Origin of the sequence: Curtobacterium sp. MMLR14_010, from assembly GCF_001865015.1 — a bacterium.
Classification (GTDB): Bacteria; Actinomycetota; Actinomycetes; order Actinomycetales; family Microbacteriaceae; genus Curtobacterium.
Map to the genome: position 1 here is coordinate 306,110 of NZ_MJGV01000002.1, position 20,340 is coordinate 326,449.

The window sequence follows — 20,340 nt, forward strand, 5'->3', positions numbered from 1 at the left end:
CGGGCGCACGACCCGCAGCGCGCCTCCCGACCGTCGTCCTGACGGCCGGGAGGCGCGCTGCCGTCTCCGGGTCCCGGCACCCTCCGCAGGTGGCCGTTCCAGGGCCCCGGGCGGCCTGTGGAGAGCGGCCTCCGGCTGTCGGCCGTCCCGGCTACCCTTGTCGCGTGGTCACCGCCCTGTATCGCCGTTACCGGCCTGAGAACTTCGCCGAGCTCATCGGGCAGTCGCAGGTCACCGACCCGCTCCGCACGGCGCTCCGCACCAACCGTGTCAACCACGCGTACCTGTTCAGCGGGCCGCGCGGCTGCGGCAAGACGACCTCGGCGCGCATCCTCGCGCGCTGCCTGAACTGCGCCGAGGGCCCCACCGACACCCCGTGCGGCGTCTGCCCGAGCTGCGTCGAGCTCGCGCGCGGCGGCAGCGGGTCGCTCGACGTCATCGAGATCGACGCCGCCAGCCACAACGGTGTCGACGACGCCCGCGACCTCCGCGACCGCGCCGTGTTCGCCCCGGCACGTGACCGCTACAAGATCTTCATCCTCGACGAGGCCCACATGGTCACGCCGCAGGGCTTCAACGCGCTGCTCAAGCTCGTCGAAGAGCCGCCGGAGCACGTCAAGTTCATCTTCGCCACCACCGAACCCGAGAAGGTCATCGGGACGATCCGGTCGCGCACCCACCACTACCCGTTCCGGCTCGTCCCACCCGCCGCGATGCTCGAGTACGTCGAACAGCTCTGCACGCAGGAGTCCGTCACCGTGGCACCCGGTGTGCTGCCCCTCGTCGTCCGGGCCGGCGGCGGGTCCGTCCGCGACACCCTCTCCCTGCTCGACCAGCTCATCGCCGGCAGCGAAGACGGAGCGCTCCGCTACGAGCGTGCCGTCGCCCTGCTCGGGTACACCGACAGCGCGCTCCTCGACGACGTCGTCGACGCGCTCGCCGTCGCCGACCCGGGCTCGGCCTTCGCCGCCGTCGACCGCGTCGTCCAGACCGGCCAGGACCCCCGCCGCTTCGTCGAGGACCTGCTCGAACGCCTCCGTGACCTCATCGTCGTCGCCGCGACGAACGAGAGCGCCGGCGCCGTCCTGCGGGGTGTCTCACCCGAGGAGCTCGACACCATGTCCCGGCAGGCCGGCGTCTTCGGCGCGACCGGGCTGTCCCGTGGCGCGGACATCGCGAACCGGGCGCTCACCGACATGACGGGGGCGACCTCGCCGCGGCTGCACCTCGAGCTGATGGTCGCGCGGATGCTCGTCCCAGAAGCAGACGACTCCCAACGCGGTGCGCTCGCGCGGGTCGAGCGGCTCGAGCGCCGTGTCGGTGTGGGCGACGCGGGTGGGCACAGCGGGGGTCCCGCGGTGCTCGAGTCCAGCGCGGCTGCCGCTCCGACGGCATCGCCCGCTGCCGCGCCGGTCCGTGACGCCGCGGCCTCGGTGGCGTCGTCGTCCTCGATGCAGCCCGTCCGGCAGTCCGAGCCCGTGTCGACGACCGCCAGCAGCGCGCCCGACACGATCGGGGCATCGTCGGGGTCGTCGTCTGCCTCGGAGTCGTCGTCCGACGCTCCCGTCGGCACGCCGGCGGCTGCCTCGGCCGCGCAGGACGCCGCCGCGTCGTGGGCCGCTGTGGCGCCCGGCAGTGCGGACTCGTCGGGTGCACCGAAGTCGTCCGGTGGCTCGTCGACGCCGGACACCGGGTCATCGCCGACCGCGGCGGCCACCGACGGACCGGGTGCCGCTGGGTCAGCGCCGAGCGAGCACGCCTCGTCGTCGTCCACCGGCCAGGGCACCGTCATCGGCTCCGAGCCGGCGGTCCGTTCGATCGCACCGGTCGGGCTCCAGCAGATGCGGGATGCGTGGACGCAGGTCCTCGACCACGTGCAGCACGCCAAGCGCTCCGCGTGGACCGTCGTCGTCACGGCGCAGGTCACCGCGCTGCGCGACGACGTCCTCACGCTGACGTTCCCGAGCCAGCAGGACGTCGCCTCGTTCAAGGAGATGGCCGACCCCTCGACCAGCGTCAGCGAACTCGTCCGCGCGGCGATCCTCGACGTGCTCGGGTTCCGGGTGAAGTTCGTTGCACGCGGTCCCGGCGGTCCCGGCGGCCCTGGGCAGCAGCGTCCGGCTGAGCCCCCGCGGGACCAGCCCGCCGCGGCGGCGCAGCGTCCTGCGCCAGCTCCGTCGGCACCGGCAACAACCCCGGCACCGGCGTCCGCGCAGGTGTCGGCGCCCACGTCAGCGCCTGCCGCAGCGGCGGCCCCGGTCGAGCCGGCAGCGGAGCAGCCCGCGTCCGCGTCCGCTCCCTCGTCGGCACAGCAGGCACCGGCCGCGCCCGCTGCCACCGCACCGGCGACCCCGCCCCGCGAGTCACCGCGGAGCGTGCCCGAGCAGCAGCAGCCCTCTGAGCAGCAGCCCTCCGAGGAGCAGACCGTCCAGCAGCCGGCCGCCCGGCAGCCGGCCGCGTCCGCTCCGCAGCGGTCCGAGCCCGCTCCGGCCGTCCAGCAGACGCCGGTCTCGAACGACCCGGTGACCGAGTGGGCGGTCGCGACGATCCCGTCGACCGACCCGAGCACGGGCGCCGTGCCCGAGGGCGTCGAGCCGGCCTGGGGAGCGCCCTTCGGGTCGACCGGGCCGTCGGACACCGTCGCCCCGACGACCTCGACCGCTCCGGACACCACGGAACCGTGGCGCACCGGGTCCTCGGACGCTGCGTCCCCGGCCAGCTCGACCGCGTCCGCCCCTCGCGACGGGCAGGGGTCCTCCGTCGCGTCGCCCGGCCCGGCAGCGCCCGGGGCCGACGTCCCGGTCGACGACTACCCGATGGACGACGGCCCCTTCGACGACGCCCCCTACGACGACGGCGCCCCGTTCCCCGACCCCGGCTTCGGCGGCCGCGCGGCCGGCCAGGCGCCCACGCAGCACGCACCGTCCCAGCAGGCACCGGCCCAGCAGACATCGACCCAGCAGGCACCGGCAGCGTCGACGCCCGCGCAGCAGCGTCCGCCGCGGCAGGCCCCGGCCCAGCAGCCGCGCCGCGCACCCGTCCCCGGCCGCTACGGCGAGGCGGTCGTGCGTGAGATCCTCGGCGCGCAGTTCATCGAGGAGACCACCCTGAGCGAAGGCAACTGATGTACGACGGCATCGTCCAGGACCTCATCGACGAGTTCGGTCGTCTCCCCGGCATCGGCCCGAAGTCGGCGCAGCGCATCGCCTTCCACATCCTGCAGAACGAGTCGTTCGACCCGGCCCGGCTCGCCGAGCTGCTGGCGGACGTCAAGGAGCGGGTCCGGTTCTGCGAGGTCTGCGGCAACGTGACCGAGTCGGTGCGCTGCAGCATCTGCCGCGACCCCCGCCGCCAGCCCCAGACGATCTGCGTGGTCGAGGAAGCGAAGGACGTCGCCGCGATCGAGCGCACCCGCGAGTTCCGCGGGCTGTACCACGTGCTCGGCGGGGCGATCAGCCCGATCGACGGCGTCGGCCCGGACGACCTCCGGATCCAGCAGCTCATGACCCGACTGGCCGACGGCACCGTGGAAGAAGTGATCATCGCGACCGACCCCAACCTCGAGGGCGAGGCCACCGCGACCTACCTCAGCCGGCTGCTCGTGCCCATGGGCATCAGGACGACCCGCCTGGCGTCCGGACTGCCCGTCGGCGGCGACCTCGAGTACGCGGACGAGGTCACCCTCGGCCGTGCGTTCGAGGGCCGGCGCGTCGTCGGCGGCTGACCGCCCGGACGCCGCCACGCACGATCGTTGCGTGGACCCCTGCTCGCACGCAACATCCCCGAAACACCGTCTACGATTGTCGCAAGCCGCGCCCGTCGCGGACCCCTCGTCCCAGGAGTACCCGCCCGTGGCCTTGATCGTGCAGAAGTTCGGTGGTTCCTCCGTCGCGGACGCGGAGAGCATCAAGCGCGTGGCGAAGCGGATCGTCGAGACGAAGAAGGCCGGCAACGACGTCGTCGTGGCGGTCTCCGCGATGGGCGACACCACCGACGAGCTCGTCGACCTCGCCCACCAGGTCACTCCGATCCCGGCCGGCCGCGAGCTCGACATGCTGCTGACCGCGGGGGAGCGCATCTCGATGGCGCTGCTCGCGATGGCGATCAAGAGCCAGGGGGTCGAGGCCTCGTCCTACACCGGCAGCCAGGCGGGCATGCTCACCGACGCCCAGCACGGCAAGGCCCGCATCGTCGACGTCACCCCGAAGCGTGTGCGCGAGGCGCTCGACGCCGGCCACGTGGCGATCGTCGCCGGGTTCCAGGGCTTCAACCGCACGACGGGCGAGATCACCACGCTCGGCCGCGGTGGGTCGGACACGACGGCCGTCGCCCTCGCGGCTGCCCTCGACGCCGACATCTGCGAGATCTACACCGACGTCGACGGCATCTTCTCCGCCGACCCCCGCATCGTGCCGAAGGCCCGCAAGATCGACCGCATCACGAGCGAGGAGATGCTCGAGCTCGCGGCGTCCGGTGCCAAGGTCCTCTACATCCGCGCCGTCGAGTACGCCAGGCGGCACGGCGTCACCCTCCACGTCCGTTCGTCGTTCTCCAACGCCGAGGGCACCATCGTCTACAACCCTGCGAAGGGGGAAACCGTGGAAGAACCGATCATCACCGGCATCGCCGGAGACCTCTCCGAGGGCAAGATCACCGTCGTCGGCGTGCCCGACCAGCCCGGCAAGGCGGCGGAGATCTTCACGATCGTGGCCCGTGCCGGCGCGAACATCGACATGATCGTGCAGAACGTGTCGGCTGCCTCGACCGGTCGCACCGACATCTCCTTCACGCTGCCGAAGGACCAGGGCCAGAACGTCCTGACCGCGCTCGGCGTCGCCAAGGCCGACATCGGCTTCGAGAGCATCCAGTACGACGACCAGATCGGCAAGCTCGCCCTGGTCGGCGCCGGCATGCGCACGAACGCCGGGGTGTCCGCCGAGCTCTTCCGCGCGCTGCACCAGGCGTCGATCAACATCGAGATGATCTCCACGTCGGAGATCCGCATCTCGGTCGTCACCCGCGCCGACACCCTGAACGAGGCCATGCGCGTCGTCCACGAGGCCTTCGGTCTCGACGCCGACAGCGAGGCCGTCGTCTACGCCGGCACCGGCCGCTGACCCGCACCACCAGGAGCCACCCATGACCGCAGAACTCACCGTCGCCGTCGTCGGCGCCACCGGCCAGGTCGGCGCCGTGATGCGTCGCCTGCTCGAGGAGCGCGACTTCCCGGCGACCACCGTCCGCTTCTTCGCCAGTGCCCGGTCCGCCGGCACGACCCTGTCCTTCCGCGGGCAGGACGTCGTGGTGGAGGACAGCGAGACCGCCGATGCGTCGGGCATCGACATCGCGCTGTTCTCGGCCGGGGCCACCGCGTCCCGTGCGCTCGCGCCGCGGTTCGCCGCCGCCGGCGCCCTGGTGATCGACAACTCGAGCGCCTGGCGGATGGACCCCGAGGTGCCGCTCGTCGTCAGCGAGGTGAACCCGCACGCCATCGACGCCGCAGGCAAGGGCATCATCGCGAACCCGAACTGCACGACCATGGCGATCATGCCGGTGCTGAAGGTCCTCGACGCCGAGGCCGGTCTGCAGCGCCTCGTCGCGACCACGTACCAGGCGGTGTCGGGCAGCGGCCTCGCCGGCGTCGAGGAGCTCCTCGGCCAGGCCCGCGCCGCGCTCGAGCAGGACACCGCTGCGCTCACGCACGACGGCAGCGCCGTGACGTTCCCCGAGCCGGTCAAGTACGTCCGTCCGATCGCCTTCGACGTCATCCCGCTCGCCGGCAGCATCGTCGACGACGGCCTCGGCGAGACCGACGAGGAGAAGAAGCTCCGCAACGAGAGCCGGAAGATCCTCGAGCTCCCCGACCTGCTCGTCGCCGGCACCTGCGTCCGCGTCCCCGTCTTCACCGGGCACTCGATCTCCGTGCACGCGGAGTTCGACCGGCCGCTGTCGCCGGAGCGTGCCACCGAGGTCCTCGCCGCCGCGCCGGGCGTCGAGCTGTCCGACGTCCCGACCCCGCTGCAGGCCGCCGGGCAGGACCCGACCTTCGTCGGGCGCATCCGGGCCGACCAGTCCGCCCCCGAGGGGCGCGGCCTGGTCCTGTTCGTCAGCAACGACAACCTCCGGAAGGGCGCGGCGCTGAACGCCGTCCAGATCGCGGAGGTCGTGGTCGCGCGACGCGCGGTCGCGGCCTGACGGCACGCACCACGTGACGGACGGCAGGCCCCGTGCCAGCTGGCACCGGGCCTCCCGTCCGTCTTCAGGAACCGTCCTGATCACCAGCCGCACTGTCAGCGCCCGACGCTAGGATCGTCTGGTGGCAGTGAAGCAGGTGGACCCGATCGACGTCGTCCTCATCGGGGGCGGCATCATGAGCGCCACGTTGGGCGCACTCATCCACCGGCTGGAGCCGTCGTGGAAGATCCGGGTGTACGAGCGCCTCGGCAGCGTCGCGCAGGAGAGCTCGAACCCGTGGAACAACGCCGGGACGGGGCACTCCGCACTCTGTGAGCTGAACTACACGCCTGAGCTGCCCGACGGCCGGGTGGAGATCACGAAGGCCGTCAACGTCAACGAGCAGTTCCAGGTCTCGCGACAGTTCTGGTCGTTCCTCGTCGAGACCGGCACCCTGCCCGACCCGTCGAACTTCATCAACCCGACGCCGCACATCTCCTTCGTCTGGGGCGCCGACAACGTCGCCTACATGCGCGCTCGGTACGAGGCCATGAAGGACCACCCCCTGTTCGCCGGGCTCGAGTTCAGCGACGACGCCGAGCAGATCCGCAAGTGGGCACCGGCGCTCATCCCTGGCCGCAAGAAGGACCAGCCCATCGCGGCGACGTACTCGGCCGCCGGGTCGGACGTCGACTTCGGGTCGCTCACCCGCCAGCTCTTCGACCAGCTCGAGGTCGACGGCGTCGAGTTCGAACCGAGCCACCGCGTGCGGAACATCAGCCGCGGCAAGGAGTTCGACGGCTGGGCACTCGACGTCGTGAACGAGATCGGCCGGTCCCCGCAGAAGATCGCGGCGAAGTTCGTCTTCGTCGGCGCCGGTGGCGGGGCCCTGCAGCTGCTGCAGAAGTCCGGCATCCCGGAGATCCGCGGCTACGGCGGGTTCCCGGTGTCGGGGGAGTTCCTCCGCACCGACGACCCCGAGGTCGTGCAGAAGCACGCGGCGAAGGTCTACGGCAAGGCGAGCGTCGGCGCCCCGCCGATGTCCGTGCCGCACCTGGACACCCGCATCGTGGACGGCAAGGCCTCGCTGATGTTCGGCCCGTACGCCGGGTTCAGCCCCAAGTTCCTCAAGCAGGGGTCGGTGCTCGACCTGTTCCGGTCGATCCGTCCGCACAACCTGCGCCCGATGCTGAGCGTCGCGTTCTCGAACTTCGACCTGCTCCGCTACCTGATCGGGCAGCTGCTCGCGTCGAAGTCGACCAAGTTCGACGCCCTGCGCGACTTCATGCCGAGCGCCGAACCCGAGAACTGGCACAAGATCATCGCCGGGCAGCGCGTGCAGGTCATCAAGCCGGACAAGGACAAGGGCGGCGTCCTGCAGTTCGGGACCGAGGTCATCACGGCTGCCGACGGCTCCATCGCCGGCCTGCTCGGTGCGTCGCCCGGGGCCTCGACCGCGGTGCCGATCATGCTCGGGCTGCTCCGGAAGTGCTTCCCCGACCGCTGGGACCGCTGGGAGGACGCGGTGCGCGTGATGGTGCCGACCTACGGCAAGGACCTCGGCGCGGATGCGGCACTCGCCGACGAGACCCTCGGCCGCACCGCGGCGGTGCTCGGCTTGCACCACTGACCCTTTCCTTGGCTTGCATCGCGTTCGAACGTGTGTTCGAATTGCGGCATGCGATGGAACGGGCAGGCGATCGATGCGTCGCTCAGTGATGCCCTGCCGGGGCTCGAGTCGAACAGCGGGTTCGTCCGGAGCGTCACGACGCCGGAGTTCGCCGGGGTCACCTTCCACGAAGTCCTGGCGAAGTCCGCGCTGAACCGCGTCAACGGCATCCAGGGGGACACCTGGGGGATGACGATCAACCCCTACCGCGGCTGCAGCCACGCCTGCGTGTACTGCTTCGCCCGACCCACCCACACGTACCTGGAGTTCGACGCCGGCGCCGACTTCGACCAGCAGATCGTCGTCAAGACCAACGTGGCCGAGGTGCTGCGCCGCGAACTGGCGAAGCCGAGCTGGGACCGCCACCCGGTCGCCCTCGGGACGAACACCGACCCGTACCAGCGGGCCGAGGGCCGGTACCGCCTGATGCCCGGCATCATCGAGGCCCTGGCCGAGTCCGGCACACCGTTCAGCATCCTGACGAAGGGCACGCTGCTCCGTCGGGACATCCCGCTCCTGGTCGAGGCAGCCCGGACGGTCCCCGTCGACGTCGCGATGTCCATCGCCGTGTACGACGACGACCTGCAGCAGTCCGTCGAGCCGGGCACGCCGACCACCTCGGCACGCCTGGCGACCGTGCGCGCCGTGGTCGACGCCGGCCTGCCGTGCTCGGTGTTCCTGATGCCCGTGCTGCCGTACGTCACGGACACCATCGCCCACCTCGACGACGCCGTCGGACGGGCGGCGGCCGCCGGTGCCACGAGCCTGATGTACTCGGCACTCCACCTGAAGCCCGGCGTCAAGCCGTGGTACATGGAGTGGCTGGGGCGGACGCACCCGGACCTCGTCGCCCGGTACCGCGCCATGTACCTCGACAACACCTACCCGCCGAAGGACTACCGCCGGTGGCTCGCCGAGCGCATCCGCCCGATCATGCGGGCGCACGGCGTGGGGCTCGGGCGCGTCGACCCCGCGACCGGCTCGATGGGCTTCTCCGACGGACCGGCGGGCACCCGACAGGTCGCGCTCGGCGTCGACGGCCCCGGCAGCGACAGGGAAGCGGGCATCTCCCCGCTGAAGCGCGCCGACCCCGGGTGGGACCGCCGCCGAACCGGGATCACGAACGGCGTGCCGACGCTGTTCTGACGCCGGTCCGGGGCGCTCCCCAGCACACCTTCGGGGGACATCGAACGTCAGACCCCTGCCGCTATCATCGAAGCAGTCGTCATCCGGTACCCGATCCGGGGTACACGACCGCGTCGATGGTGGTTGGATCGTGGGCGGCGCTCCCTGGCTCCCGGAAGGAGACGCACCGTGCTCGGCATCCCCACGCACCTCGCTCCGCGGGTGAACGCGTGGTCGACCGTGCGGGCCTTCCACGCGGCGGCCGTCGGGTCGCTGCTGGCTGCTGCGCTGACGCTCCTGCTCTTCGTCCTGACCGACACCGACGTCCGGGTGGTGGGGGCACTGGTCGCCCTCCTGCCGATGCTCGCGATGATCGGCGTCCACGTGCAGTTCGGCACGTGGCGCTCCGCGGTCGCGTTCCTGCTCGTCGGCGGCGTCTGCGCCTGGTGGTTCTCGCTCGTCGTGCAGCAGGACATCGCGGTGCCGTGGGTGACGTCCTACCTGCTCTCGCTCGTCGTCGTGCCGCTCGTCCTGGTCGGTGGTGCCGGTGCGGTCCCCGGTCGTGTGGTCCTGTGGTCCGTCGCGGGGCTCGCGGTCGGCCGGATCGCGACGGGCATCGCCGCCGCGCAGACCGGCGGGCCGGCGTACCCCCTCGTGCTCGCCTGGTTGACCCTGGCGTTCGTGGCCGGCATCGTGCTGGTCGGCGGACGCAGCACCGCGCGGTCGCAGCGTGTCCAGCCCGAGCTCCTCCGCTCCGCGCGCGAAGAGCACGTGTCCGCGTACCGCGCCGGCGTCGAGTCCGAGGCCTCCGCGATCCTCCACGACACCGTGCTGAACCACCTCGGGGCGATCGCGCTCGCACCTGACGGCCCGATGGACGAACAGCTCGCCCGCACGGTGGACGCCGACTTCGCGATGCTCACCGGCAAGGCCTGGCTGGCGAGCGAACCGGACGACACCGGCGACAGCGCCGCGGTCGGGGCCTTCGAGCACGTGATCGAGGAACACCGCGCCGAGGGGCTCCAGGTCCTGGTCACGGGGGACCCGGCCGCGCTCGCCCGACTCGAGCCCGCGTCCCTCACGGCGTTGGTCCGAGCCGTCGGTGCCTGCCTGGCGAACGTCCGGAAGCACGCCGGCACCGACTCGGCAGAGGTGAGCGTCTTCGACGACGGTGCCGCCTGCACCGTGATGGTGGTCGACGACGGCCGCGGGTTCGACGAGCAGCAGACCGGCGCCGACCGCATGGGCCTGCGCAACTCCGTCCGCGAGCGCATCGGTCGCGTCGGCGGTGACGTCCAGGTGTGGACGTCGCCCGGCAGCGGCACGAGCGTGATGATGTCGGTGCCGTACGCCACCACGACGAACCCGGTGCGCGTCATCGGCCAGGGCGACACCGACGGTCTGCAGGAGTCCGCGTGAGGGGCTCCAGGACCGCACAGCAGTACGACCCGCTCGGCGCGATGGGGTCGAGGCCCCTCGTCGTCGTCCTCGGCGCCGCAGGGGTGCTGTGGGCGATCCTCGTGTCGATCTTCGACCGTGACGTCCTCGGCAGTCCCACCCTCAGCGCCGTCGCGGTGCTCCTGGTCGCGGCCTCGACCGCGGTCGTGATCGTCGCGTCCAGCCCGTTCCGTGCGCCGTTCCCACGGTGGGCCTTCGTCGCGCACGTGGCGCTCCTCGGCACCGCCGTCGTCGCGAGCGTCGCCGCGCAGTGGGGCCCGGACCGCAACGCGCTGAACGACTTCATGTCGCTGCTGACCGCCACCGGGATCGTGATGGCGGCGCCCTACCGTCCGTGGCTCGACCTCGTCGTGGGCGGCGTGGTGCTCGCCGCCGCCGACGCCGTGACCTGGGGCGTCGCGGCGACCGTCTTCCCGCACGCGGTGCCCGTCGCGGTGTCGGCGTTCCTCGCCGCCGCTCCGACCCTCGTGCTGACCGTCGCGGCCGTGGTCTTCGCGTGGACGTTCGCCGGCCTCGCCGAGCGGGTGCAGATCCGCGCGGGGTCGTACTCCGTCGAGCGGGCCGAGCGTGACGGCATCGCCGAGAGCGTCCAGCAGGACCGCTCCTCGATCCTCGCCGAGGACGTCGCGCCGTTCTTCGCCGAGCTCCGCACCCGCGAGACCATCACCGACGCCGATCGGGCCCGTGCGCGGTCGATCGCCGACGGCATCCGGCGGGTGATGGTCGCGGACGCCGACCGCACCTGGCTGCAGCAGGCCGTGCGGGCCGAGGGCGGTGCGGCCGCGACGATCGACGACCCCGACGGGCTCATCGCCGCGCTCGACGCCGACCAGCGCACGGTCGTCCGGACGTTCCTGCGCGCCGTGCTCCGGGCGTCGACCGTCGACCCCGCCGGCTTCCACGCCACGGTCGAGCGCCGGCCCGACGACCGCGTCGACGTCATCGTCGAGGCCGCGGTGGCCGACTCCGACGTCGGCATCCACCGTGCCTTCGACCCCTACCTCGCCGTCCTCCGTGTGACGTTCCCGGACCTCGACGTCGCCGTCCGTCCGTCCGCCCTCGCATTAAGGTTCTCCTATGACCAGCACTGACCCGAACAGGCTCTCGGAGGGCATGCCAGCCCTTCCGAACCCCGGATCGCGCCGGGTACGACTGGCCATCCTCGACGACCACGAGGTCCTGCTCGACAGCCTGTCCAGCTGGATCGCCGTCAACGCCTTCGACTTCGACCTCGCCCTGACCGCGCACACGTGGCTCGAGATGGTCCACAGCGACAGCTTCCCGACGGACCTGGTGTTCCTCGACTTCCAGCTCAAGGAACCCGTCTCGATCGAGGCCCGCGTGCGCACCTGCCGTGCCGCCGGCGCAAAGGTCGTCGTGCTCTCGAGCCTCGACACCCGCGAGTCCCGCGACCGTGCCCTCGCCGCCGGCGCCTCGGCGTTCCTGTCGAAGTCGCTGCCGATGCGCGAGGTCATGGACGTCGCGCGTGACGTCATGGGCGTGGCGCGGGAGACCCCGCCGCAGCGCGAATGGCGTCCGCTGCCGACCGGTGCGACGGCGCACCAGCGTCCCAAGCTCAGCCACGGCGAGGAAGAGGCCCTGCGGCTCTACGTCTCCGGGTACTCCACGAACGAGGTCGCCGCGCAGATGAACGTCCAGTACGAGACCGCCAAGACGTACCTGCGCCGCGTGCGCGAGAAGTACGCCAAGGTGGGGCGCCCGGCGTCGAAGAAGTCCGACCTGATCCGTCGTGCGGCGGAGGACGGCTTCCTCTCCTAGTGGCCAAGCTGTACTTCCGCTACGGGGCCATGAACAGCGGCAAGAGCACGGGCCTGCTGCAGGCCGCGTACAACTACGAGGAACGCGGCCAGCGGGTGCTCCTCGCCAAGCCCGGTGTCGACACGAAGGGCGACCGCGAGATCGTCTCCCGGCTCGGCGTCACGCGGCAGGTCGACGTCGTGTTCGCCGCCGACGACGACGTCCGCACCGCCGTGGCCGAGGCCGGCGCGGTCGATCCCGCCTCCGCCGAGCTCGACGGCATGGTCCGCCCGGTGAGCTGCGTGCTCGTCGACGAGGCCCAGTTCCTCACGCCCCACCAGGTCGACGACCTGCTGCGGATCGCGGTGCTCGACGACGTCCCCGTGATCGCGTACGGCATCCGCACGGACTTCCGCACCGAGGCCTTCCCCGGCAGCCGACGCCTGCTGGAGCTCGCGCACTCGCTCGAGGAGCTCAAGACCATCTGCCGCTGCGGCCGCAAGGCGGTCTTCAACGCCCGCAAGGTCGACGGCGCCTTCGTGTTCGACGGCTCGCAGGTCGCGATCGACGGCGTCGACGTCGAGTACGAGTCCCTCTGCGCCAACTGCTACCTGACGGAGTCCGGCGGTCGCCTCGACGGCGACCTCGGCTGACCGCGCGCGTCACGTCACCACGTGCCGGACGGGAGGCTCGCTGCCGGACCGGTGCCGAGCCTCCCGTCCGTCGTCGTGACCGGTCACGACACCCCGCTCACCTCCGCTCAGTGGTCGCGAATCGTCGCCGCAGGCGGCGCCGAGCGACGCGACATGACCCCTCGGCAGACCGCCGACGGGGTGTCGTGACCACCCGGCGCGGAATGCCCGCGCCCCGCCCCGCGTTCCACCCGGCATGAGCGACGATTCCCTGCACCTGTCCGTCCTCGACCTGGCGACCCGCGAGTACGGCCAGTCCAACACGGAGGCCCTGCAGGGGTCCATCGACATGGCAGTGCATGCCGAGGGCCTCGGCTACGAGCGGTTCTGGGTCGCTGAACACCACGGGATGCCCGGGATCACCTCCTCGGCGCCCGCCGTCCTCCTGAGCGCCGTGGGGGCCGCCACGAAGACGATCCGCATCGGCTCCGGCGGCGTGATGTTGCCGAACCACGCGCCGCTCGTCATCGCCGAGCAGTTCGGGACGCTCCGGGCCCTCTACGGCGACCGCGTCGACCTCGGTCTCGGGCGTGCCCCGGGCACCGACGGCGCGACCGCGATGGCGCTCCGCCGCACCGACCGCCTCGACGTGGACGACTTCCCCGAGCGCCTCGCCGACCTCATCGGCTTCTTCACCGGCATGGACGCGGAGAACCCGCTGTCCCGCATCCGCGCGGTGCCCGGCTACGGCGACGTGCCGGAGTTCTGGCTGCTCGGGTCCTCCGGGTACAGCGCTCAGGTCGCCGGCGCGCTCGGCATCTCGTTCGCGTTCGCGCACCACTTCGCCTCCGACAACACCGAGGCCGCGCTCGCGCTCTACCGGGACTCGTTCCGTCCGTCGCGCTTCCGGTCCGAGCCGAACGCGCTCATCGGCGTGCAGGTCGTCACGGACGAGGACCCCGCCGTCGTCGACGAGCAGTCCGCCCCCGGCATGATCTCGTTCATCCGGATGCGTCAGGGCACCAAGCCCGAGCCCGTCTCGATGGAGGAGGCCCGCGCGTACCAGTTCAGCGACCTCGAGCGCCGGTTCATCGCCGCCCGCACCGAGCGCCAGGCGTACGGCACGGCCGACCAGGTCGCCGACAAGATCAACGCGCTGGTGGAGTCCACCGGGGCGAACGGCGTGATCGTGGCGCCGGGTGCTGCGCAGGCCCGGTACCGGCACCAGGCGCTCGACGTCATGGCGTCGCTGCACGGGGCAGGGCGCCTGGTGCGGCGCGCGGTCGCGGTCGCGTAGCGCGGGCTGGTCCCGCTCGCGCCGCTGGCGCAGGGGAGCTGGCCCCGCTGGCGCCGCTGGCGCCGCTGGCGCATCGAGGGAGTAGGAAACGTCGAGTCCGGTCCGCCGACTCGACGATTCCTGCTCCCTCGTTCGCGTCCGGGAGGCTCGGGTCAGCTGAGCAGGCCGAGTCGCGTCGCCGCCGCATGGCCGGGACGGGCGCGACGTCCGGGACAGGCTGAGGACGGGTGGGCTGACGGCGCCGGTCCCGTCCTGGAGCACATGTGGCGGGGTACAAACAAGTTCCGTACAAATGCCCACAGCGGTGTCTCTGCGCAACTCGCTAGGTTGATTTCAGCCGATCGCAAGGTTCGGGGGGAAAGCGTCCGTCTGTGGCGCGGTATGAGTCATGTCCGGAGGGGTCTGGTGCGGAAGTCGACGATGGTGACGATCGCGGCGGCGGCGGTCGTGGTGACCGCTGTCGGGTTCAGCGCGGCGCGCGCGCAGGACTCGCAGGTGGAGCACGAGGCGGCGCCTGCGGCGCTGCTCACTCCGAAGGACCTCCCTGCAGCGTGGCACGCGGCCACGGGAGCCATCGACGATCCGCTGCCCGCGGGCCGGACCTTCCCGTCTGACCCGCCGCCGTTCTTCGACACTGACGAGGCCGGATCAGCCCAGGCGTTCGCTCCCGTCCTCCCGAAACAGATCGCTGCGCGGTGGTGGCGATGCGCGTGGATCGAATCCGCGCTGGACGCGTCACCCTCCGAGGCAGCCGCGGCGAAGGACCAGGCGGAGTCGATGGTCGGCCGGTGGTACGACCTGCCCGGCGTGAAGGACCAAGGAGTCTTCTCCAACTACGACTCCGACATGCGTGCCGCGGCAGCAGCCGCGGGCGAGAGCGAGTTCCAGGTCGAGTTCGATCTCGACTGCGGACAGCTCGTATTCGAGGAAAAGGGGAATCCATGAAGAAGAAGTTCGGGAACCGGTCGGCGCTGATGGCCGTGTCGGCGATGGTGGGAGCGCTCGGGCTGCTCTTCACCGCAGCGCCGGCACAGGCAACCACGACGACCTTGACGGGTACGATCCAGCACTGCAGTGAAGCAACCGCCTACGGCGCGGCTCGGACGAACTCGTACTCGCGCAACGCCGTGAGTTTCCGTGCGACCAACGTCGGACCGTGTGGTGGGGACCTGACCATCGCCCTCCGGAACTCGTCGGGCAAGACGTTCGCGCGGGGCACCGCTGGTTCGGGCAAGTCCGTCGCGGTGAAGTCCGACACGGGCACCTACTGGGTGACCCCGGGGACGTTCTACATCAACGCCTCGTCGAACGGTGCATGTGGCTCGTCGACCTGTGCGGCAGGGAAGTCCTGGGCCGCGTCGTTCAGCTACAACCTGCAGTGGACTCCGTGATCTGACGGCAGCAAGAGGACGCCGAGGGAGCAGCGACGCTCCCTCGGCGTTCTTCGTCTGCGGAGGGTGGCGCGGGCCCGGTCTGCTGCCGGAGCCCAGACGGCGGACGCGTCCGGCTCAGGGACGCAGGCGCACTTCGACCCACGGGTCGCGGAAGACCTCCTGCACAGCGTCCCCGCAGCGCGACCCGGATGCCGTGGTCCGGCCACCCGGACGAGCGGAGAGGTGGACGCAGCCCACGGCGTTGACGGCTTCGTCCCCGAACCAACCTGCTCTGCGTGATCCCTGACCGGTGGTGAACAACTCCACCTCGACCTGGTCCCCGGCACGGCTGACCGCGGTGATCGCCGTCGACGGGAAGGGCCTCGTGCCTCTGAGCTCGTCAGGAGTCGGATCGAGGAGCAGCAGGGTGTAGCTCTCCCCGTCGCGGATGCGGCGTTCGAGTTCAGCGGGACTGCTGCTCGTCCGGGCGACGGTCTCCACACGATCGCGGACAGCGCGCACGGTGTCGTCCATCCCAGAGCCGACGTCGGCGGTACCGCTGCACCCCGTGGCCGTCAGCGCGATCGTGACGACGACCGCGCTGACGGCCACCGCCGACCTCTTCATGCTCAGTAACGTCCCTGCAGCGTGTTCTGCAGGACCGAGGCATAGAGGCTCGTCCCGGTGGTGTTCGGGTGGAAGCTCTGCTGCGAGACGCCCAGCTTGGGGTTCTCACCTGGCCACGGGAAGTCGACCAACGGTGCGTCGCCGTTCCACGGCGTCCCACCGTTGCCCTCCTCGTAGGGCACGAGACCGTTGATCGCCGGGGTGCTCGAGCAGATGTTCCGCCCAGCGAACGCCGACTTCGTGTCCCCGAAGTAGACGGGATGCCCAGCGCGGTTCGCGGACGTGGCGGCAGCCTTGACCGAGGCGTTGAGGTGCTCTGCTGCCTGGTCGAGCCACTCCTGGTCAGCAGCCTTGATCGCGACGCACGAGACACCGTCGGAGAACATCGGAGGGTATCCGAGGATCGCGATCTTGGCGTTGGGAGCCGCGCTCTGTACCGCTGTCAGGACGGCGAGGATCTTGGCCTCGGCTGCGTCGGTCTTGTCCTTGGTGACGTTCTCGAGACTCTTGCCGAAGGGGAGCTGCGGCAGTTCGCGGCACGGGCTGCCCAGGAAGCCAGCCACGACACACTGCTTCACCACGTCAGAGAAGCCGATGTCGTTGCCGCCGATGGTCATGGTCACGAGCGTGGTGTTCTCGTCGAGGTACCCCTGCTCGATCTGGGGGAGCTCTCTGGTCTTGGAACCGCGCTCACCGGGGACCGCACTGCTGAGATCGGCTGTCACCGCGCCGCTGCAGGCGATGAAGTGGTAATCGATCGTGGGGTCGCCGGCGTCGGCTCGAGCACCGATCGTCTTCGTCGAGCTCGACACCGTCGCCTTCCGTGACCACGACGCATCTGAACGGTGGCAGGCGTTGCGGTAGCGGTCCTCGGTCCCGTTGTTGTCGGTCTCGGGATAGTACGGGTCACCGTTCCGGTTGCCTCGTGCCCCTTCCCCCGATGAGAAGGAGTCGCCCATGCTCACGATGACGTCCTTGGGCTTTGCGCTGAGGGGCTCGAACGCGACCGCATCCCAGGCGACGTCGTCCATGTAGTCCGCGCCGTCGGCCGTCAAGTTCGACAGGGTCACCTTCGGCGTCCCGGTGAACTTGAACACGCCGATCGACCGCCAGGTGTTCGCGTAGCCACGCTGGGGCAGCGCGCGGCTCACGGGCTTGCCGTCGCCCCGATCGATCTGGTAGGTCGCTTGCTGGGTCCAGGCACCGTGGTCCGGTGTGTGGACGTAGACCCGTCCCCACTTGTCCGCGAGGGACTCGCCGAGGTTCCAGGTCCCGGTGACCCGTGACGGGTACCCGGCAGCGTCACCGCGGGTGTGCGTGAAGAAGAAGTGTCCGTTGAGACCGCCCCCGAGCTGGTGCGTGTCGATCTTCGACGGGTACGAGCCGTTCGAGGCTCGGCCGAAGTCGAAGCGGAATGATCCCTGGGTCGCGACGGGGCTCGCGCATGCCGGGTTCACCGGCTTCTGCGTCACGATCGTGCTGTCGACCGACAACGGCACGTCGTCGACGATCTTCGCGGTCGAGGGGAGTTCCGAGGTCCTCGTGCAGGCGGGCGGGAAGCTCGCAGCCTTGCCGACCGAAGCGCTCGCCTCGGTCATGTACTGGGCTGCGGGGGAGAAGCGGTGGAAGGCCACTCCGCACGTCGTTGCGCAGTCCGGTTTCCAGGACGCCTTCGCCCGGTACCAGCAGTGCGAGTCGACCCGCGTGCACCCAGGTGCAGCACCGGTGTTGCAACCGTTGAGCGTCGGGTTGCAGAAGGTGTCGAGCGGTGGCTTGACGCGGCTCCGGTTCCGAGGACCGTCGACGTCGCCACCGTTCCACGATGCGGTTCGATAGCCTCCGACCTCTTCGACTCCTCCGCGCACGGTCTGGCGCTCGATGAGCCCCTGCGAGAACGCGGCGAAGCCCATCACCTTCTCCGGGTAGGGCCAGCGCTGCGGGGTCGACGCGTCAGAAGACCGTCCGTCGAGGAACGGCAGGCGGTTGGCGGGGTAGTTCGGGTTCCCAGGGTTGTTCGACCAGCCGAGTCCCTCGTATCCCTTGTCGTCCGGACCCTGGTACCCCGTGTTGTAGATCCAGACCGCGCCGAACCAGTTCTCGATCTTCGACGGGTCGTTGTTGTTGATCGTGATGCCCTTGGCCTGCAGCTGGTTCCACTTGTCTGCGAGCATCTGCTGCGCACGGGCGATGTTCGCTGCGTAGTCGACGGCAACGGCCTGCTGCTTGGCCACCGGGAGCGCCGGCGTGGTCGCATTCGGGTCTCCTGCGACGCGCATCCCGTCGGTGATCTGCCCGACGCCGTACCCGCAGTCCGCCTTGTCGAAGGCGACCTTCCAGAAGCCAGCATCGCTCGTGGACAAGTCGCGGTCCGTGCCGTAGAAGTTGCCGATGAGCGGGTTCCCCGTCTCGCCGGGACTCGTGTACCGAGAAGCCTGCCAGAGGTTCGACTCCTGCATCAGGACGCCCAACAGGATCTGGTCGGGGATCTGACCGCCGCCGGTCAGCGCTGTCCTCGGGAACATCCCCTGCGGCGTGTAGGCGGCCATACCGAGGTTGCGCCAGTTTGCGGCTCGGGACTCGGTCAGCTCTCCTCGGACAGCCCGGTTGACGGCCCACTCGACCTGACGTGGCATGGGCTGAACAGCCTGCATCCGCACGTCGTTTCGTGCAATCGCGCAGGTTCGCTCGGTCTCGGCCGGGTTGCTCGCGGAGCCGACTGCGGCAGTGGCGCGGTTCGTCGTCGACGGGGCGACTTCGCGTGAGGAGGAGCCCGCGGCTGATCCGCGAGTCGAGCTGGGAGCAGAACTCCGCACCGAGTCCGACGGCGACGGTTCCCCGCCCTCCGGAATTGCTGCGGTGATACCGATTGATCCTCTGCCCGCCGTGCTCGTGACCGGTACGGTCACGTCCGACGCCGACTCGTCATCGCTCGTCACCGGGGTGGAGACGGCGACCGATCCGTCCGAGGAGAGTGTGCTGGACGGGCGTACCCGCGGAGCGAAGCGCAGGAGCGGATCAGTCGCGGATCCCGCTCGCGCGCCCGCGCCGAGAACCCACGAGCGCCCGGTGGAATCCCCGGTGACGCCGATGCGGTCGACCGGCCCGGACGCGATCGTCTCTGGACGGCTCTTCGAATCAGGGAGTCGGTGAACCGTCGCACGGTCACCCTTGCGGTCGACGTACGAGACCGCGCCCGCCGAGTCGAGCGTCAGGTCGTACGCCGGACCGGACGTCGCGGCGAGGGTGCGGATCGTCCCGCTCGAGGTCACGCTGAGGATGCCGGTACGGCCGGCAGTGACCACCGTTCCGGCGTCGGTTGCGAGGGGAGACGTGACCTGGCCCTTCACCGCGGTGTCGAGCAGGTGGGTCCCGGTCGCGGCGTCCGCTGTGCCGATGAAGGTCTTCGTCCCGTCGAACCTGGAAAGGGTGACAGTTCCTGACGCGCCGCACCCAGGGTTGAAGTACGCAAGCGAATACCCCCGCCCGAGTGACCGAACCGAGCCGTCGGAGGTGTCGACGATGGCGGCCCAGGCCCCTTCGTTGAAGGCCTTCTCGTCGTTGGTGAACTCCCGTGGCCCGAACACGACGGCGACGTGAGCGCCACCGTCCACGACGCAGAGGTTGCCGATCCAGCGTTCGGTCTGCACACCGGGTGCGGAGAGCGTGGCGATCGTGTCCATTGCGTAGCCGGCCTCTGCTGTCCCACGGAAGACAGAGAAGCCGTCGGCGTCACCGGTACCGCTGATGGCGGTGTCATCGCTGCTCCGCCAGTCCTGTCCGATGAACGCGTCGCGGCGGTCTTCTGGAAGCGCACGGACCGCTTCGCTGGTCTCGGCGGTCGAGCGGACCGGCAGGTCGGCGGATGGATCTGTGCGCGCTTCCGCGGGCGATGCTGGCACGACCAGGGCGCCGGCAGCGACGGCTGCGACCAGGAGTGATGTCGACAACCGTCGAGCAGATGACACGATGAATCCCCCAAGAAGACGGTGCGAGACCGCCGACAACGTTCAGACGCGATCACGCTAACGAGCGGAGACCCAGGCCGTCTGTCCGCTCTTCAGAGGACTTTCCTTGGAGCAACAAGAAGAAGGCTCCGGTTCGTCAGAACCAGAGCCTTCTTCTCTGCTACTTCACTGCAGTGTCGGGGTGACAGGATTTGAACCTGCGACCTCCTCGTCCCGAACGAGGCGCGCTACCAAGCTGCGCCACACCCCGAGGTGTGTTGTC

17 protein-coding genes and 1 tRNA gene are annotated in these 20,340 nt (G+C 70.5%); 15 read left to right on the forward strand and 3 right to left on the reverse strand.

The window, feature by feature from the left end:
• Window positions 1-164 precede the first annotated feature (164 nt).
• From BIU98_RS01550 to BIU98_RS01610, 13 genes are all read left to right on the forward strand, one after another.
• Window positions 165-3,125 carry a DNA polymerase III subunit gamma and tau gene (locus BIU98_RS01550; protein ID WP_071270264.1) on the forward strand — a complete coding sequence of 987 codons (2,961 nt, stop codon included), beginning with the start codon at window positions 165-167 and terminating at the stop codon, window positions 3,123-3,125.
• The gene (recR, locus tag BIU98_RS01555) at window positions 3,125-3,724 is read left to right on the forward strand and encodes a recombination mediator RecR (RefSeq protein ID WP_071270267.1); all 600 of its coding nucleotides are present in this window, start codon (window positions 3,125-3,127) and stop codon (window positions 3,722-3,724) included. Before BIU98_RS01550 ends, recR begins: the two co-directional genes overlap by 1 nt.
• Window positions 3,725-3,851: 127 nt before the next feature.
• A complete protein-coding gene (locus BIU98_RS01560; protein ID WP_071270270.1) occupies window positions 3,852-5,117 on the forward strand; it encodes an aspartate kinase in 1,266 nt (421 codons plus the stop codon).
• 22 nt (window positions 5,118-5,139) lie between these two features.
• The gene (locus BIU98_RS01565) at window positions 5,140-6,195 is read left to right on the forward strand and encodes an aspartate-semialdehyde dehydrogenase (protein ID WP_071270273.1); all 1,056 of its coding nucleotides are present in this window, start codon (window positions 5,140-5,142) and stop codon (window positions 6,193-6,195) included.
• 121 nt (window positions 6,196-6,316) lie between these two features.
• Window positions 6,317-7,804, forward strand: a complete 1,488-nt coding sequence (locus BIU98_RS01570; RefSeq protein ID WP_083392863.1) for a malate:quinone oxidoreductase — start codon at window positions 6,317-6,319, stop codon at window positions 7,802-7,804.
• A 48-nt stretch (window positions 7,805-7,852) separates the two neighbouring features.
• On the forward strand, window positions 7,853-8,989 hold the full coding sequence (locus BIU98_RS01575) for an Rv2578c family radical SAM protein (protein ID WP_071270276.1): 1,137 nt from the start codon (window positions 7,853-7,855) through the stop codon (window positions 8,987-8,989).
• Between the two features lie 168 nt (window positions 8,990-9,157).
• The gene (locus BIU98_RS01580) at window positions 9,158-10,387 is read left to right on the forward strand and encodes a sensor histidine kinase (protein ID WP_071270279.1); all 1,230 of its coding nucleotides are present in this window, start codon (window positions 9,158-9,160) and stop codon (window positions 10,385-10,387) included.
• Window positions 10,384-11,517: a hypothetical protein gene (locus BIU98_RS01585; protein WP_071270282.1), complete on the forward strand. Its 1,134-nt coding sequence runs from the start codon at window positions 10,384-10,386 to the stop codon at window positions 11,515-11,517. The genes BIU98_RS01580 and BIU98_RS01585 overlap by 4 nt, the downstream gene beginning before the upstream one ends.
• A gap of 22 nt (window positions 11,518-11,539) precedes the next feature.
• Window positions 11,540-12,205: a response regulator gene (locus BIU98_RS01590; protein WP_139200504.1), complete on the forward strand. Its 666-nt coding sequence runs from the start codon at window positions 11,540-11,542 to the stop codon at window positions 12,203-12,205.
• A complete protein-coding gene (locus BIU98_RS01595; RefSeq protein WP_071270288.1) occupies window positions 12,205-12,837 on the forward strand; it encodes a thymidine kinase in 633 nt (210 codons plus the stop codon). Before BIU98_RS01590 ends, BIU98_RS01595 begins: the two co-directional genes overlap by 1 nt.
• A gap of 235 nt (window positions 12,838-13,072) precedes the next feature.
• Window positions 13,073-14,113, forward strand: coding sequence for an LLM class flavin-dependent oxidoreductase (locus tag BIU98_RS01600; protein WP_071270291.1), 1,041 nt, complete (start codon window positions 13,073-13,075; stop codon window positions 14,111-14,113).
• Between the two features lie 420 nt (window positions 14,114-14,533).
• Window positions 14,534-15,058 (forward strand): hypothetical protein, encoded by a 525-nt coding sequence (locus tag BIU98_RS01605; protein WP_139200505.1) that lies wholly within the window; start codon window positions 14,534-14,536, stop codon window positions 15,056-15,058.
• Window positions 15,055-15,504, forward strand: a complete 450-nt coding sequence (locus BIU98_RS01610) for a hypothetical protein (RefSeq protein ID WP_071270297.1) — start codon at window positions 15,055-15,057, stop codon at window positions 15,502-15,504. The genes BIU98_RS01605 and BIU98_RS01610 overlap by 4 nt, the downstream gene beginning before the upstream one ends.
• A gap of 117 nt (window positions 15,505-15,621) precedes the next feature.
• Here the strand turns inward: BIU98_RS01610 and BIU98_RS01615 are convergent, their stop codons facing one another.
• On the reverse strand, window positions 15,622-16,113 hold the full coding sequence (locus BIU98_RS01615) for a hypothetical protein (RefSeq protein ID WP_071270300.1): 492 nt from the start codon (window positions 16,111-16,113) through the stop codon (window positions 15,622-15,624).
• A 2-nt stretch (window positions 16,114-16,115) separates the two neighbouring features.
• Window positions 16,116-18,746, reverse strand: coding sequence for an SGNH/GDSL hydrolase family protein (locus tag BIU98_RS01620; RefSeq protein ID WP_175481260.1), 2,631 nt, complete (start codon window positions 18,744-18,746; stop codon window positions 16,116-16,118).
• Between the two features lie 535 nt (window positions 18,747-19,281).
• Here BIU98_RS01620 and BIU98_RS18765 point away from each other — a divergent pair.
• The gene (locus BIU98_RS18765; RefSeq protein WP_139200507.1) at window positions 19,282-19,710 is read left to right on the forward strand and encodes a hypothetical protein; all 429 of its coding nucleotides are present in this window, start codon (window positions 19,282-19,284) and stop codon (window positions 19,708-19,710) included.
• Entirely contained in the window at window positions 19,707-20,051 is a 345-nt protein-coding gene (locus BIU98_RS18770) for a hypothetical protein (protein ID WP_139200508.1), read from the forward strand. Before BIU98_RS18765 ends, BIU98_RS18770 begins: the two co-directional genes overlap by 4 nt.
• 203 nt (window positions 20,052-20,254) lie before the next feature.
• On the opposite strand, the gene BIU98_RS01625 is transcribed toward BIU98_RS18770, so the two are convergent.
• A tRNA-Pro gene (locus BIU98_RS01625) sits at window positions 20,255-20,328 on the reverse strand.
• Between the last annotated feature and the right edge of the window lie 12 nt (window positions 20,329-20,340).

Excerpts from the sequence above, each read along its gene's own strand:
- recR (WP_071270267.1), top strand. The coding sequence starts at position 3,125 with ATGTACGACGGCATCGTCCAGGACCTCATCGACGAGTTCGGTCGTCTC.
- BIU98_RS01565 (WP_071270273.1), top strand. The coding sequence starts at position 5,140 with ATGACCGCAGAACTCACCGTCGCCGTCGTCGGCGCCACCGGCCAGGTC.
- BIU98_RS01575 (WP_071270276.1), top strand. The coding sequence starts at position 7,853 with ATGCGATGGAACGGGCAGGCGATCGATGCGTCGCTCAGTGATGCCCTG.
- BIU98_RS01590 (WP_139200504.1), top strand. The coding sequence starts at position 11,540 with ATGCCAGCCCTTCCGAACCCCGGATCGCGCCGGGTACGACTGGCCATC.
- BIU98_RS01600 (WP_071270291.1), top strand. The coding sequence starts at position 13,073 with ATGAGCGACGATTCCCTGCACCTGTCCGTCCTCGACCTGGCGACCCGC.
- BIU98_RS01605 (WP_139200505.1), top strand. The coding sequence starts at position 14,534 with ATGGTGACGATCGCGGCGGCGGCGGTCGTGGTGACCGCTGTCGGGTTC.
- BIU98_RS01610 (WP_071270297.1), top strand. The coding sequence starts at position 15,055 with ATGAAGAAGAAGTTCGGGAACCGGTCGGCGCTGATGGCCGTGTCGGCG.
- BIU98_RS01615 (WP_071270300.1), bottom strand. The coding sequence starts at position 16,113 with ATGAAGAGGTCGGCGGTGGCCGTCAGCGCGGTCGTCGTCACGATCGCG.
- BIU98_RS01620 (WP_175481260.1), bottom strand. The coding sequence starts at position 18,746 with ATGCCACGTCAGGTCGAGTGGGCCGTCAACCGGGCTGTCCGAGGAGAG.